The following is a 15,973-nucleotide window of genomic DNA, read 5'->3' on the forward strand; positions in this document are numbered from 1 at the left end:
ATCTCCTCTCTAATTACAAATAAAAAACACAGGCTAGCTGCCTGTGTTTACAGTAATCGAGAAAGAAGTAATGAATGAACTCGTTAATTAAACCCGATGATGAATTTAATACCATATCTAATAAGTACATGTATCCAGTCTTTGTCCATCACCTGGTAGAATTATATGGGTCATTTTTCTTCTTATAGTACATACAAGTCCAAGGTAGAGGTAGTCCTTACCTCAAATCACATATGCCTAAATTGGGTTACCTAGAGGCAAACCATTCTTCGATTACTATGCACACAACATAGCCCTTCAGTGCTATTCTATTCATTGTGCAAAGAAATTTCGAAAAATTAGTTAGCCACTTAACCCTCCATTCATATCAATTGATTTCAAACCATCACGGGATTCCCCTTTTGTCAATATTGATTGTTCCCTCTCATCAAATCAAAATAGGTGCTAAAAGTGAAACGTCGGGAGCCCCTGTCTGTTTGACAATCGAGCATAATATGATTCGAAGCGCCCTTTGATGAATGAAACCCAAATGCCGTGGTTTGACTACAATGTTACAATAGGCAAAAATTAAGTACGCAAATTCACTGATTTTGCGTACTCATATTACTTAGGCGGTTGTGCCATAAGGTCAAAAATCAACCTTACGACACACCCCCTTTTGCTGAATAGGTAAACGGTTACTCATCAATTATTTCGCCGTCACCAATTTGATCCTCTTCTTCTATTTCTACTTCTTCAATCTGGCCATTCTCTTCTTCCATTTCTATTTCTTCAATTGGTTCACCTTCTTCAGGTACTTCATTTCCACAACCCGCTAACGAAAAAACAGAAAAGGTTAAGAAAAATACTAAGACGAACTTTTTCATTTATTGAAAACCTCCTTTTTTTTATTTTTTCCAACCTTTTTAGTATTATGTAGGTTACTATAAAATTCTTTTAAATAAACAAAAAAACCTTACTTATGGTACGGTTCACCCCTATTTATCCTAAATGCACGATAAACTTGCTCCACCAACACCAACCTCATCAATTGGTGAGGAAATGTCATTTTTGAAAATGATAAGGTGTCATCCGCTCGTTTCATGACCTCATCCGATAACCCGAGTGATCCACCGATAATAAAAGCTACTTTGCTTTTTCCGTACGTTGCCAGCTTGTCCAGATTTGTTGCTAATTGCTCAGAAGTGAGCATGCTTCCCTCAATTGCCAAAGCAATGACGTGTGTATCCATCCCCACTTTTGCTAGGATTCGCTCTCCTTCTTTTTGTTTGATTTGACGCATGTCAGCATCACTGAGGTTTTCGGGGGCTTTTTCATCAGGAACTTCGACGACGTCAATTTTTGCGTATGCACTGAGCCGTTTCGTATATTCAGCGATTCCTTGCTTTAAATATTTTTCTTTTAACTTCCCAACGGTAATAATTGAGATATTCACAATGTGTATGACTCCTTCCACAATAGTTATCCACAGAAGTTATCCACATATCAACAATGTTAATAACTAATTACTTTGAAATTTGATAAATAGCGGGTTCTGCGCAAAAGTTACACACTGTGGATAACGTTTCTTCAGCTGTGTACTTTTCAATAATTGGTGCTGCTTCGTGTTCATCTATAACGATATCCATGGCTAGATCAATATGTTCTTCACATGCACTGTACAAGGCCTTCACGTCCTTTCTTCATTTCACATTTATTATAGCATACCATCTTTTCTACTCGTGGATACTTGTGCATAAAAAAGAACTCCCCGTAGGAAGTTCTTTATCCACAATTTATTTTTAAAAGCTTTGTTGCTCTGCTAGTTGAACCGTGAGCGTTTCTCGCTTACCCTCTCGATAAATTGTTACTTCGACTTGGTCGCCAATTTTTCTTTCCGTATATAAAAACTTGCGAAGACCATGACCGTCTTCAATCGCTTCTCCATCAATCTCAACAATAACATCGTACTCCCGAATTCCAGCCTTTTCGGCTGGCGATGTAGGAGCCACGCTTGTTATGACGACTCCAGCCTTTACCTCTGAAGGTAGCTTCAATGTTTCCTGCCAGTGGTAACTTGAAATTTCGCTTAAAGAACGAATGCCAACACCCAACTGAGGACGCTGTACTTCCTGAAAGCGTTCAAGATCTTCTATAATCGGTAAAGCTATCGCTGTTGGAATAGCAAATCCAATTCCTTCAACCGCACTTTGGGCAATTTTCATTGAATTAATTCCAATAACTTGACCTTCAATGTTTAAGAGGGCTCCACCACTATTACCCGGATTAATCGCAGCATCTGTTTGCAGAACCTCAGCGTGCCAATCAATTTGGCCATTTCCCGTTAAATCAACAGGAATACTTCGTTCTTTAGCACTAATAATTCCTTGTGTTACAGAACTCGAAAACCGGAGTCCAAGTGGATTTCCAATCGCAATGGCTGGCTCTCCTACTCTAAGTGAATCAGAATTCCCAAACTCAGCCACTGTTTCAATTTGACTACCGTCAATTTCGAGAACAGCCAAATCAGTAATAACATCCGATCCTAGTAATTTTGCGGGAACTCGAGAACCATCTGCTAGACTAACTTCAATTCCGTTTGCGCGATCAATAACATGGTGGTTGGTCACAACAAATGCGCGGTCCCCCTCCTTTTTATAGATCACACCTGATCCTGTTCCTTCACTTGCTTCTTCTGACCAAAAGTTAGATTCTTGTAAGTTCACGACACCCACGACTGCATCGGATACCTTTTCGACTGCTTCTGTAATATCGGAATTTATTGCATAATTGACCGTTTGTTGTAGTCCTTCTTGAGGAGCTTCTTCTGTTATAGCGGGAGCTTCTCCACCTGTCTGTATTTCATAAGGAAGAAAGCCAAAATTTGATAATACAGGTATTGAAAAGAGAACAACCAATCCCCCAATGACTGCTCCTATAAAAGCTGCCAAACCTGAACCTCGTTTTGGAGCTCTTTGTCTCATAGCCTGTTCCGGCACATTATCATAATAGCCCATGACATTTACCCCTTCCTGTTCACATTAATTATTAGCGTATATATTCTTATTATATCGCTTATGTCGGACTTTTCTACCATGTTAATTTATTTTCGATTATTTTTGATACTTCTATAGAATTGCCAACAAAATTGGTGCATAATCCCCAAACAACATAGTAGAGAAGCAGTATAGAACTAGCTAACTGAATCTCAATTTCCTTTCACTTAGAAAGCTTAACATGCAAAAAAAGTATCCCAACAGGTTAATAAGACCTTTGGAATACCTTTTTAGTTAAACAACGGCGAGTGCTGTCGGCTTAAGCGGATCTGTATCATAGACTTCAAATTGCTCTCCTACCGCCATACCTTGCTCCTTAAGAACCTGTTCCACGGTAAGCCTAGCTAAGTCCTTCATGTTATTATCAAGGCTTAAATGGGCTAAATAAATTCGACTCGTATTCTCACCAATTACTTCAGAAAGGGCGAGTGCTGCATCCTCATTCGATACATGTCCAACATCACTTAAGATACGACGCTTTACATTCCAAGGATATCGTCCCATTCTTAGCATATTCAAATCGTGATTTGATTCAAAGATAAACATATCCGCGCCTTGAATCGTCCCTTTAATTCGTTCACTTACATAGCCCATATCCGTAGCAAGAACAAGCTTTTTATCGGCGTGATGAAAAACATAAAACATCGGTTCTGCTGCATCATGAGAGACGCCAAATGACTCGACATCTAAATCTCCAAACGTTTTCACTTCTCCCGTTGCAAACGTAAACTTTTGCTCTGTCGCAATTGTTCCGAGTTGTCCTTCCATCGCGCTCCACGTTTTTTCATTCGCATAAATTGGTAGCTTATGCTTTCTAGCAAATATACCTACACCCTTGATATGGTCGCTATGTTCATGACTTACAAGAATTCCGTCCAATTCTTTTGGGTCACGATTCACCTTTTGAAAGAGCTCGTCCATTTTTTTGCCACTTAAGCCTGCATCAATAAGTAGCTTTTGCTTTTCTGTTTCTACATAAATGGCATTTCCTGAACTACCACTAGCTAATACACTAAACCGTAACGTCATATCGGTTCACTCCAATTTTTTAACCTTTTAAAACTCACTCGTTTACGTCAAATGCTGGATAGACCCATCAATTGCATTCACTAGAAATACATCCTCTTCAACGGTTACTCGCCACATCGGTGCAAACACCTGAACATCGCCTTGGGGACTAAAAAAGCTATAATAACCAAACTCAATATCGGATATCGTTACATTCATTTTTAGAAGCTGATCATTCAAAAGAATTTCAACTGCTTTTAAACTTGAATACATCTCTCTTTCACGTCCTGGCTGTTCTTCAAATTCAAAATAACGTTGTTGATAGCCTCTAATTTGATTTTTTTCATCTAACTGTAAAACCAGAGGTTCATCCCCTAATGTATAAGCCGTTTTATCTCCATACTTTTGATAGAGAAGAATTTGATTATTATCCTGATTGTACCGACCAAAGCGATAGTCGGCTCCTTCTGGTATATATCTCTCCAAGAATTTTGTTAAATCGTCTGTAAACTGTTCTTCCGACAAGACATAAGGCTCCTCTAAAATAGAGAGAATAGTTGTTCCTTCAATGATTCTTGCTTCTTGATCAATCAGCTGATCCACATAATCCTCAGCAAACTCCATATATTTACCGACGACGAGTACTCCTGATAAATCTTCTTCTGTTAACTCGCTTTCAATGGTTACATTATTTTCACGTAAACGTTCTTGAATCGTAGCTTCGGTGATCAAACTAATTTGATTGGCTGTATTTTTATCAATCAGTTGCAAAACAAGAAACACATTCAGCATAAGGAATGTAATAATGAATATGGTTTTCGTTCTACTCCAATTCATCTAATTCCTCCTCCTGCTGATTAAATGTTACCTTTTGCCAACGTCCATCGTAAAGGACAAACCAATGAGGTTCAACCGAAACAAACGTCGGATTCCGTCTTGTCATTTCGTAACCGATAACGGCCTTTTCTAGATTTCTTAAGGAAAAGTGCTCTTGTTCGGATAGTCGCTCTACTAACTCTTGTCCTGATGGTAATTCAACACGTTCAACCGCATCAATAGGGTATTGGTCTAAATCAAAAAGGGGACGAACGTAACTAATCGTTTGATTGCCAGATCGACTTACTCTGAGGCCCATTAAATCCCGTCCCTCAAAACTGATAACAGGTGTACCTTTAATTTGATGGCGATACTCAACATCATCTCTCGATTCATACGAAGACCAATTAAAAAGCACATACGGATCGGTCCAACCACCATGTCCATTTATAAATTCAAAACTGCTTTGAATAATATGTTTACTACTTTTTTCACGGTTATCAGAGAGCAAAGGATTGCTATAGTCCATGAAATCACCATTATTGCGGATGTTAATAATCCGATTTCCATCGGTGAAGAATTCTTCACCATCAGGCTGGTGATAATGCTTAACTGAGCTCGGATCACTAAATAGAATCTGCATAAAAAATTCCCCAGATAAAGGCGTTGTTGTATAAGAAATTCGTTCGCTCTTTACGTGATCGTTCGGTAAATAAATAGCTTCTTTTAGAACTGATGCCATCGTTGATCCTGCGTTTAATGGTGTAGCGTCTACATACTCTTGTTCTGATTCGAAAAAAACCTCGTTAAATTGCTGCACTGAAATGTCCGTCTCTACTTCAACAACTAGCTGGTCAGTTGGTGATAAAAGCTGAATATATAAATCTTCTTTCGAAGGATCCTTGTACAAATACAATCGACTCACATCACTAACCGGTAAACTAAATTTATCACGGTCAATTTGCATTAAATTCAACAAAGTATCAACTGGTATTGCGGTTGGAAAAATGATTTCAATTCCTGGTTGGTTTGAATTATTGGGAAACGAACCATTTGCGAGTAAAACCGGTTCCTCCATTCGAGATTCAAGTAGATCCTCATACAAGTCTTCAAATCGAGGATGACTTTTTGGCATAATTTTAAATTCCTCATTACTATGATGGACAACGACTTGTTCGGGTTTAATGACTTCTGTTAGTCTTCTTTCTTCACCTAGTTCACTAGCTATTGTCTCTGTTTCTTCAAGAAGGGCAATATCCGGCTGAAAAGTCCAAAGCTGCCAAGTCAAAATGATACTTAGCCCAATCAAGCCCATGAGCAAACCAGTTTTGACATGTTCGTAATTCACGCCTCTCCCCCCTTGAATGTTGAATACGGTAACGTGAAATAAATCGTTGTTCCTAGGTCATCCTCACTCTGTACCCAAATCTCGCCACCGTGAGCATGGACCATTTCTTTTGCAATAGCCAGTCCTAATCCAGTTCCACCAACACTTCTTGCACGGGCTTTATCAACTCGGTAAAAACGGTCAAATATTTTTGATTGACTCTCTCTTGGAATCCCCATACCCTCATCGGAAATGCTAACACGAATATTGTGTCCTTGATGAAGCAATGTTGCCGTAATGTTGCCACCCTCTGGTGAATATTTCATCGCATTGGAAATAATATTATCGAGCACCTGTGTTAATTTATCACGATCAATATTTACATACGTTGCATGACCGGTAATATTTCTTGTGAACGTAATATGTTTATCTTCTGAAACCATTTCAAATCGATCGATGACATCGTGGAAAAATTGGCTGAAATCAACCCAGTCAAAGCTGAGACGATAATCATGGCTATCCATTTTCGAAAGTTGCAAGAGATCATTAACAAGACGAATCATTCGTTCTGTTTCATTCTGTGTCACACCTAAAAACCTTGGTGCTAGTTCCTCATCACGAAGGGCTCCATCCTCTAAGGCCTCTAAATAGCTTTTCATTGTTGTTAAGGGCGTACGAAGCTCATGAGAGACATTTGCTACAAATTCACGTCGATCTTGTTCAATTTTTTCTTGTTCCGTAACATCGTGTAACACAGTAATTAGTCCATTAATTGGACCATCCTCTTCTTGAATAACTGTGAAATTTGCTTCTAGTAAAAAATCATTCTCTTCACTACTAAAGTCTAATAACAACGAATCTGTTTCATCGTATAAATCTTCAACTGTTAAATCATTAGGTAAGCGAAGTACTTCTGTCAGAGGCTTCTTCATCACTTTTCGACTTGGTACACTAAGTAGTTCCTCTGCTCGCTTGTTCATTAGAATGATTACGCCTGCTTCATCTGTGGCGATTACCCCATCGGTCATATGTGTTAAAACAGAGCTTAATTTTTTCTGCTCTCGGTCTCTTGTTAGTGTAGCCTCATGTAACTTAAGTGTAAGATCATTAAAAGACTTGGCCAGCTGGCCAATTTCATCTGTACTATAGACAGTAACTTGGCGAGAGAAATCTCCATGACCCATTCGGAGCGCTTGTCTTCTCATATCAATGATTGGCGCTGTTATCGTTCGTGCAAGTAAAATTACCAGAACTGCCGTTATTGCCAAGGCAATAAATGTTGCACTTGCAAAAATATTATTAATTTCCTGCATTTGCTCATAAATCTCTTCAATTGAAGCCTCGATGTAGACAGCGCCGATTACTTCATCCTCATATTTAATCGGAAGGGCAAGAACTCGAATTCGATGGCCTGTTTGTTTATCCCTAACAATCGTTGGGGAAAGGTCCTTGCTTCCTAACAAGGCTCGTTTCACCCTTACCTCTGTTGTTTGTTGCCCTATGATACGGCGCGTTGCAAAGTTTAAGGTACTGAGTACCACACCATTCCCATCTATTACCTGGACTTCTGCATTATCCACAGAAAAAATATCACGAAGCAAGGCATTAATATCTGAGCTAAGGGAGCTACGTTCTTCTCCTGTTTTCACAAGTTCCTGTGCCAAATTATAAACGAGCAAGGTAGCACGTTCATCTAGCATCGTAAAGTGATTGGAAACTAGCTGTTCCTCTAGCTGCTTTGTAAAATAAACGCCAATGATTTGCATCGCAATTAAAATAAGTAAAACATAAATGACGATTAGCTTAAATTGAATCGACTTAAAAAAGCCAACCTTTCGTTCCATTAAGAACTCTCCTGTTGTTCTGGTGGGCTTAAGTAATAGCCAACCCCTCGTCTAGTAATAATCCAAGTTGGGAAGCTTGGGTTATCCTCAACTTTTTCTCGCAAACGGCGGACCGTTACATCGACTGTTCGAACATCGCCAAAATAATCATATCCCCAAACCGCTTGCAGCAAGTGCTCTCTTGTCATAACTTGTCCCAGATGCTTTGCCAAGTAATGGATTAACTCAAACTCACGATGTGTTAACTCAATCGTTTCTCCGCGTCGTTTCACTTGATATGCCTCAGGATAAATCGTTAATTCTCCTACAGAAAGTTCCTTCTGAGAAGGTAAATCATCACTTACCTTTTGACGGCGTAGATTAGCTTTTACTCGTGCAAGAAGCTCACGTGTACTAAAAGGCTTTGTCACATAATCATCGGCCCCTAGCTCGAGCCCTAACACCTTATCAATCTCTGAATCTTTTGCAGTTAACATAATAATCGGTATATCATATTTTTTTCGAACCTCACGGCAAACTTCCATGCCGTCTTTATGCGGTATCATAATATCAAGCAAAATTAAATCAGGCTCTATTTTTTGAACACATTCAATCGCTTGAAGACCATCGTATGCGCAGGTTACTTCAAAGCCTTCTTTTTCTAAATTAAATTTCAAAATATCAGCGATTGGTTTTTCATCATCTACTACTAATATATGCTTATCCATATCCAAGTTCGCTCCTATTCTCAGTTTCTCTCCATATTCTAACATAACTAAACCACTAACGTATTTAGGAACCTCTGGTAATTAGAAAAAGCCTTCATTACAATAGTGAAATCTACTTATATCTAACCTTATTGTCCGTTTTCTCTTCAATAAATAAAGACCTCCCACCTAATAGTAGAAAGTCTTAATAGTAGTCATCTCTTCGACTACAAAAAAAAAACGCCTATGCGCTTTATAAGAAACGATGCCGGCCAGAGGACTTGAACCCCCAACCTACTGATTACAAGTCAGTTGCTCTACCAATTGAGCTAGACCGGCACAATTATATATTGTCCATGCCAACACTAGTAAGGCTTTAACTTTTAAAGATGGTGGCTTGGGACGGAATCGAACCGCCGACACATGGATTTTCAGTCCATTGCTCTACCGACTGAGCTACCAAGCCATTTTAGAAAAATGGCGGTCCGGACGGGACTCGAACCCGCGACCTCCTGCGTGACAGGCAGGCATTCTAACCAACTGAACTACCGGACCAAATAAAATTGTAGTGGTGACCCGTACGGGAATCGAACCCGTGATACCGCCGTGAAAGGGCGGTGTCTTAACCGCTTGACCAACGGGCCACTTAATAAAATAAATGGTGAGCCATGAAGGATTCGAACCTTCGACCCTCTGATTAAAAGTCAGATGCTCTACCAACTGAGCTAATGGCTCTTGATGTCTTGTTCGCCGTTATCTCTTAGCGACAAGATTTATAATAACACAATAAAGTTACCCTTGCAATACTCTTTTAAAATTTTTTTAAAAAAACTTTATGTGTTGCTTAAAGGATACCGAAAAATAATCAAGAACGCAAGGGATTTTCTACCTTGCGTTCTTACATTACTTACGCAAAAACACCACGTACAAGGTTTGTTTGGTTGCGATCTGGTCCTACAGAAAAAATTGTTAATGGGATTCCTGTTAACTGAGACACTCTTTCAATATAATGACGTGCATTAATTGGAAGATCATGAAGAGATTTCACACCTGTAATATCTTCGTCCCATCCTGGTAACTCTTCATACACAGGTTTACATTCTGCTAACATTTTTAGACTAGCAGGGAACGATTCTATAATTTCTCCACGATACGTATAAGCAGTACAAATTTTCAATGTTGGAATACCTGTCAGAACATCAATTGAATTCAATGATAAATCTGTTAATCCACTTACTCGACGAGCATGACGTACGACCACACTGTCAAACCAACCAACTCGACGAGGACGCCCTGTGGTTGTTCCATATTCATTTCCTACTTCACGAATACGATCCCCAATCTCATCATGGAGCTCCGTTGGAAATGGACCGTCCCCAACACGTGTTGTATAAGCTTTTGACACACCTACAACATGGTTGATTTTCGTTGGTCCTACACCTGAACCAATCGTCACACCACCGGCTATTGGGTTTGAAGATGTAACAAAAGGATAGGTACCTTGATCAATATCAAGCATAACCCCCTGCGCCCCTTCAAATAGAACGCGACGTCCTTCATCTAATGCATCATTTAAGACAACCGAGGTATCTGTTACATACTTCGCAATTTGCTGCCCATATTCGAAATATTCTTCAAGAATCTCTTCTTTTGTAAAGCCTTCTACTTCATAGTACTTTTCAAAAAGACGATTTTTTTCAGCTAGATTGCGCTCTAATTTCTCTTCAAAGACTTCTCTATCTAATAAGTCGGCAATACGAATTCCGATACGTGCTGCTTTATCCATGTAAGCAGGACCTATCCCTTTTTTCGTTGTTCCAATCTTATTTGCACCTTTACGCTCTTCTTCAACGATGTCGAGCTTAAGGTGATAAGGAAGAATCACATGGGCACGATTGCTAATACGAAGATTACTTGTATCAACATTACGCTCATGTAAATATGCTAATTCCTCAATGATTGCCTTTGGATCGATAACCATTCCGTTTCCAATAACACAGATTTTATCTTTATAAAATATTCCAGATGGAATGAGATGAAGCTTGTATTTTTCTCCGCCGAACACGATTGTATGTCCTGCATTATTTCCACCTTGATAGCGGGCAACGACTTCAGCTTTTTCAGAAAGATAATCTGTAATCTTCCCTTTACCTTCATCGCCCCATTGAGTACCTACTACAACAACTGATGACATCTGTTGCACCTCCGCCTCGGACGTACGAGCCGAGAAATTTTCCAAAACCATTACATAGTATACCAAGGACTAGGGGGGGAGTCAATGAAACACGAACAATTATTATAAATCTCTTTTGTTTTGTTCGCTAATTATAAAAAAGAAGGCTAACCTTCTTGTAAAGGCTAGACCCACTTCTAAGCACCAGGTGGCATACTTCGTTCATCATGTCGCCTATCTAAATTTACAAATTTATTATACTCTTTAATAAATGCTAACTCGACTGTTCCCACTGGGCCATTACGTTGTTTTGCAATAATAATCTCAATAATATTTTGATTTTCAGATTCCTTATCATAATAATCATCGCGGTATAAAAACGCCACGATATCAGCATCTTGCTCAATACTTCCCGATTCACGAATATCAGACATCATTGGTCGCTTATCTTGTCGTGATTCTACTCCACGTGAAAGCTGAGAAAGAGCGATAACTGGAACCTCTAACTCACGGGCAATTGCCTTTAATGTCCGCGAAATTTCAGATACTTCCTGCTGACGGTTTTCGCCCCCACGGCCGCTTCCCTGGATTAATTGAAGATAATCAATCATAACCATTCCAAGACCTTGTTCTTGCTTCAGACGGCGACACTTAGCGCGAATATCATTGACTTTAATCCCTGGGGTATCGTCAATATATATACCTGCTTTTGCAAGACTCCCCATGGCCATCGTTAGTTTTTGCCAATCTTCTGCCGTTAATGCACCCGTACGCATGCGTTGAGCGTCAATATTTCCTTCTGCACAAAGCATCCGCTGAACAAGCTGACTTGCCCCCATCTCTAAGCTAAAAATCGCTACATTCTCATCCACTTTCGTTGCAACATTTTGAGCAATATTTAAAGCAAAGGCTGTTTTACCTACAGAAGGACGGGCTGCTACGATAATTAAATCATTTCGTTGAAATCCAGCTGTCATTTTATCTAGCTCCAAGAAACCTGTTGCAAGCCCGGTTATATCACCTTTATGATTTTGAAGCATTTCAATTTTGTCGTATGTTTCGACGAGAACATCCTTAATTGAAATAAATGCACTTGTGTTTTTTCGTTGCGATACATCTAGAATTGTCTTTTCCGCTTCATCTAGTATCGCATCGACTTCATCTTCACTTGTATAGCCGTCTGCTGCTATGTTTGTAGCAACCTTAATCAGACGTCGCAGGACTGATTTTTCTTCAACAATTCTGCTATAATACTCGATGTTTGCCGCTGTTGGGACCGCATTTGCTAAATCACCTAAATACGAGACGCCACCAATATCGTCTAACCATTTCCGGTCTTGGAGATCTGCTGTAACCGTCACGAGGTCAACAGGTTCCCCCTTTCCAGCAAGATCTAGCATTACTTGATATACTCTTTGATGAGCAGCACGGTAAAAATCCTCCGGCATTAAACGCTCTGATGCGGTCACAAGTGCTTCATCCGCTAAGAATATCGCACCTAAAACGGCTTGTTCAGCCTCAATATTTTGAGGTGGCGTACGGTCAGCAAATAAGTCACTCATCTCCGTCATTCCTTTCCAACTCTTGGTTTATTAATCTATGTTGATTGTTACTAGTTATATAATGCTGAAATAAACAAGATGGTTGATTTAACTAGAAATCAACCATCTAAACTATATATTATTCTGCAACGACATGAACCTTCACAGTAGCAATCACGTCTGGATGAATTTTAATCGGCACATCCGTGAATCCAAGTGAACGAATTGGATCGTTCAACATTATTTTACGCTTATCCACCTTCTTTTTCAATCCGGAAAGTGTTTCCGCAATTTGTTTTGTTGACACCGCACCAAATAAACGACCACCTTCACCAGATTTTGCTTTAATTTCCACCGTTAGTGCTTCTAATTCTTCTTTATAAGCAATTGCTGCAGCCAGCTCCTCTTCAGCTTTCTTCTGTTCACTCTTTTTTTGCGCTTCCAAATTCTTCATATTACCTTTTGTTGCTTCAGCCGCTAAGTTGTTTGGCAGAAGATAATTTCTAGCATAGCCTTCTGACACATTTTTTGTTTCTCCTTTATTTCCTTTACCTTTAACATCTTCCAAAAAAATCACTCTCATATTTCTTGTCCTCCTCTATAATCAATATCAATTGCCTCTTGAAGCATCTCTTTTGCTTCGTCAACTGAGACATTTTCTAATTGAGTTGCAGCATTTGTCAAATGTCCACCGCCATTCATTCGTTCCATAATGACTTGAACGTTGACATCCCCAAGGGAACGAGCACTTATACTAATGATCCCATCATTTCGTTTTGAGATAACAAACGAAGCCAATACATCCTTCATCATTAAAAGGGTATCTGCTGCTTGTGCAATCACAATTTGACTAAACGTCTCTTCTTCATGAGCTGTGGCTATGGCAAACCCGTTTAAATAATAATCAGCATGCTCCACAAGTTTAGCCCTTTTCACATACTGGTCCAAATTTTCCTTTAATAGTTTTTGAACAAGTGTTGTATCTGCACCATTTGAACGTAAAAATGATGCCGCATCAAATGTCCTTGCTCCCGTACGTACAGCAAAACTTTTCGTATCAACGATAATCCCGGCCAACAGTGCTGTAGCCTCAAGACGGTCCATTTTTAACTGTTTCGGCTGATACTCCAGAAGCTCAGTTACTAGCTCTGCTGTTGAAGACGCATAAGGTTCCATATAAACTAAAACTGGATCTTCAATAAACTCTTCACCACGACGATGGTGGTCTAGAACAACAATTCTTTCAATTCGTTGTAATAAACTTGGATCCATAACAAGCGAAGGCTTATGTGTATCCACGACAACGAGTAGGGTACGTTCGGTTATTTGCTCCTGCACTTCTTCAGGGGTCATAAATTGAGACCAAAGGTGGTCGTGTTTCTCAACTTCTTCCATAAGCATTTGGACATCGTGATTTATATCATTTGGATCAAGCACAATGTATCCATCTCTGTCATTAACATTGGCAATTTTCAATACACCAATCGAAGCTCCGATTGCATCCATATCTGGATTTTTATGACCCATAATGATGACGCGATCACTTTCGAGGACGAAATCCCTTAATGCATGAGAAATAACTCTTGCTCTAACGCGAGTTCTTTTTTCCATCGCATTTGATTTCCCACCATAAAATTGAACTTTACCATTTTTTCTTTTAATGGCAACCTGATCCCCACCACGTCCTAATGCTAAATCAAGACTTGACTGGGCAAGTTTCCCAGTTTCTCTTGATGAGGTTTCTCCTGTTCCAACCCCGACACTTAACGTAATCGGTACCTTTTCTTTTCCAGTAATCTCTCTAATCTCATCAATAATATCAAATTGATTTTCCTCGACTAGCTGCAATGACTTATTATTTAGGATAGCTACAAAACGGTCAGATGCCGTTCGTCGTAGGAAGATATCATGTTCTGTAGCCCACTGATTTAAGGATGCAGTTACTTGACTCATTAAACTGCTACGAACTTGATCATCCATTCCTTGAGTAACCTCATCATAATTATCTAAAAAAATTAAAGCAATAACAGTTTGAGCTTCTTCAAACAGTTCTTTCGCCTCTTCTTTATCCGTCACATCAAAGAAATAAAGAAGTCGTTCATCACGTTTAATTAAGACATGATAATATGCATCATTTATCTGTACGACGTCATCATCAACTTCATCTTGAAGAAGAAGTGCCACTAAATCCTCACTAAGCTCATCTAAGCTTTGGTCAAGTAAAACCTTACCAAACGTTGTGGTGATAAATGGATTCATCCATTGCACGTGTAATGCCTCATTATAAAGCAAGATTCCTACAGGCATTCTCGTTACAGCTTCTTCTCCCGCCTTATTAACACGATAAGTCAACGTCGAGATATAGTCTTCTAAATCACTCTCAAATACTATTCTTGCTTGAATTGTATAAATGACCATCAAACCTAAAATTAAAAAACCAACTACTCCTATTTTCCATTGATAGTACGTTAAAATACTTATAAACAAGGCCGCGACTATAAATAGGCTAAGGATGTGGTAGCCGTGCCACCGTTTCATTAAGAACTTTGGCATAATGTCAGCTCCTATTTTTTCTTACTCATAAATCGATTTCTTAGGTCAAAGCCTAAATCTATAATCCCCAATATACGTATTATGTAAAGCAACGGGGCTAAAATTATCGCAGCAATGACAATAAATATCGGCAAGGCTTTATTCAAACTCTTAGAATGACAATAATAAAAAACCACAGCTAACCCTTGAATAGCTAAAACTACTTCAAGAAGAGGAAGCAGGTTCCAAACGATGAGAAAGAAGGTGGTTCCCTCCTCTACACCAACCATTGCAATGACTATCACAATTAAGTAGTACCATAAAAAGGACTTGGGGAAACTCCATTCCCTAAAAGGGGGCAATCCTTTTACCTCATGCCCTAATCGTTTAAGTATCAAAGTTGAGAGCATAATTGTAATTATCGCTAAAATAAGACCCATCATGATAATCATAACAGGTGCTAGATAAACAAGCATATCAAGCAATTGGTATAGTTGGTCAAGGTTTTCTGTAGATTGTCCAAAGCCTTCTAGCATTGACTCCGAAATGGCAATTTGCTCACGGATTAGATTAGCAAAAAATGTCATCGGATTCTCATCCATAAATAAGACTAACGCTAAATATGCAATGAGCATATTAAATGTATACATAAGGCTTCCACCTATAAGGATGGAGAACCCCTCTAATTTACGTCGATACAATTCTCCTATGATAATCCCGGCACTCCCAAAAAGAAGTGCTGACGGTAACCCTGGTAGCCCTCCGACGACAAATGAAAGTACACAGGCAGTCGCAAACAACATAAGACCTGGCTTTAATCCTCTTCTTACTACAAAAATAACAAATGGTAATGGCAAAACCCATAATGTAACAATGCTAATTAGCGGAACATAAAGATTAATTAGCAAAAAAACTGTAAAAAGAGAGGCTAATATGGCTCCCTCTGTAAGTGTTCTCGTTCGTTTCACTTAGTCACCTCATTTTTTCCCTTACAAAACCTTCTTACTTTTG

The 15,973-nt window shown here is 39.2% G+C and carries 14 protein-coding genes and 5 tRNA genes; all 19 read right to left on the bottom strand.

Going from position 1 to position 15,973, the window contains the following annotated elements:
- Window positions 1-677: 677 nt before the first annotated feature.
- Window positions 678-866: a hypothetical protein gene (locus tag CEF19_RS09390; protein ID WP_100405854.1), complete on the bottom strand. Its 189-nt coding sequence runs from the start codon at window positions 864-866 to the stop codon at window positions 678-680.
- Window positions 867-955: 89 nt separating this feature from the next.
- On the bottom strand, window positions 956-1,435 hold the full coding sequence (gene rlmH / locus CEF19_RS09395) for a 23S rRNA (pseudouridine(1915)-N(3))-methyltransferase RlmH (RefSeq protein WP_100405855.1): 480 nt from the start codon (window positions 1,433-1,435) through the stop codon (window positions 956-958).
- Between the two features lie 70 nt (window positions 1,436-1,505).
- Window positions 1,506-1,664 carry a CxxH/CxxC protein gene (locus tag CEF19_RS09400; RefSeq protein WP_100405856.1) on the bottom strand — a complete coding sequence of 53 codons (159 nt, stop codon included), beginning with the start codon at window positions 1,662-1,664 and terminating at the stop codon, window positions 1,506-1,508.
- A gap of 117 nt (window positions 1,665-1,781) precedes the next feature.
- The gene (locus tag CEF19_RS09405; protein WP_100405857.1) at window positions 1,782-2,996 is read right to left on the bottom strand and encodes a S1C family serine protease; all 1,215 of its coding nucleotides are present in this window, start codon (window positions 2,994-2,996) and stop codon (window positions 1,782-1,784) included.
- Window positions 2,997-3,269: 273 nt separating this feature from the next.
- The gene (locus CEF19_RS09410) at window positions 3,270-4,064 is read right to left on the bottom strand and encodes an MBL fold metallo-hydrolase (RefSeq protein ID WP_100405858.1); all 795 of its coding nucleotides are present in this window, start codon (window positions 4,062-4,064) and stop codon (window positions 3,270-3,272) included.
- Between the two features lie 42 nt (window positions 4,065-4,106).
- Window positions 4,107-4,880, bottom strand: coding sequence for a two-component system regulatory protein YycI (locus tag CEF19_RS09415; protein ID WP_100405859.1), 774 nt, complete (start codon window positions 4,878-4,880; stop codon window positions 4,107-4,109).
- Window positions 4,867-6,207, bottom strand: coding sequence for a YycH family regulatory protein (locus tag CEF19_RS09420; RefSeq protein WP_100405860.1), 1,341 nt, complete (start codon window positions 6,205-6,207; stop codon window positions 4,867-4,869). The genes CEF19_RS09415 and CEF19_RS09420 overlap by 14 nt, the downstream gene beginning before the upstream one ends.
- Complete coding sequence (gene walK / locus CEF19_RS09425; protein WP_100405861.1) at window positions 6,204-8,030, bottom strand: cell wall metabolism sensor histidine kinase WalK; 1,827 nt, start codon at window positions 8,028-8,030, stop codon at window positions 6,204-6,206. The genes CEF19_RS09420 and walK overlap by 4 nt, the downstream gene beginning before the upstream one ends.
- Complete coding sequence (gene yycF, locus CEF19_RS09430) at window positions 8,030-8,737, bottom strand: response regulator YycF (protein WP_100408267.1); 708 nt, start codon at window positions 8,735-8,737, stop codon at window positions 8,030-8,032. The genes walK and yycF overlap by 1 nt, the downstream gene beginning before the upstream one ends.
- A gap of 245 nt (window positions 8,738-8,982) precedes the next feature.
- A tRNA-Thr gene (locus CEF19_RS09435) sits at window positions 8,983-9,055 on the bottom strand.
- Between the two features lie 51 nt (window positions 9,056-9,106).
- Window positions 9,107-9,182 (bottom strand) — tRNA-Phe (locus CEF19_RS09440).
- Window positions 9,183-9,194: 12 nt separating this feature from the next.
- Window positions 9,195-9,271: transfer RNA gene (locus tag CEF19_RS09445), tRNA-Asp, on the bottom strand.
- A gap of 14 nt (window positions 9,272-9,285) precedes the next feature.
- Window positions 9,286-9,360: transfer RNA gene (locus CEF19_RS09450), tRNA-Glu, on the bottom strand.
- A gap of 15 nt (window positions 9,361-9,375) precedes the next feature.
- Window positions 9,376-9,451 (bottom strand) — tRNA-Lys (locus CEF19_RS09455).
- A gap of 172 nt (window positions 9,452-9,623) precedes the next feature.
- On the bottom strand, window positions 9,624-10,910 hold the full coding sequence (locus tag CEF19_RS09460; protein ID WP_100405862.1) for an adenylosuccinate synthase: 1,287 nt from the start codon (window positions 10,908-10,910) through the stop codon (window positions 9,624-9,626).
- Window positions 10,911-11,086: 176 nt separating this feature from the next.
- On the bottom strand, window positions 11,087-12,451 hold the full coding sequence (dnaB, locus tag CEF19_RS09465; protein WP_100408268.1) for a replicative DNA helicase: 1,365 nt from the start codon (window positions 12,449-12,451) through the stop codon (window positions 11,087-11,089).
- Window positions 12,452-12,569: 118 nt separating this feature from the next.
- Window positions 12,570-13,013 carry a 50S ribosomal protein L9 gene (gene rplI, locus CEF19_RS09470; protein ID WP_100405863.1) on the bottom strand — a complete coding sequence of 148 codons (444 nt, stop codon included), beginning with the start codon at window positions 13,011-13,013 and terminating at the stop codon, window positions 12,570-12,572.
- Window positions 13,010-14,983: a DHH family phosphoesterase gene (locus CEF19_RS09475; protein ID WP_100405864.1), complete on the bottom strand. Its 1,974-nt coding sequence runs from the start codon at window positions 14,981-14,983 to the stop codon at window positions 13,010-13,012. Before CEF19_RS09475 ends, rplI begins: the two co-directional genes overlap by 4 nt.
- A gap of 11 nt (window positions 14,984-14,994) precedes the next feature.
- Window positions 14,995-15,930 carry a YybS family protein gene (locus tag CEF19_RS09480; RefSeq protein WP_100405865.1) on the bottom strand — a complete coding sequence of 312 codons (936 nt, stop codon included), beginning with the start codon at window positions 15,928-15,930 and terminating at the stop codon, window positions 14,995-14,997.
- Window positions 15,931-15,973 lie beyond the last annotated feature (43 nt).

It is taken from the genome of Bacillus solitudinis (genome assembly GCF_002797395.1).
GTDB classification, from domain to species: domain Bacteria; phylum Bacillota; class Bacilli; order Bacillales; family Bacillaceae_D; genus Halalkalibacter_A; species Halalkalibacter_A solitudinis.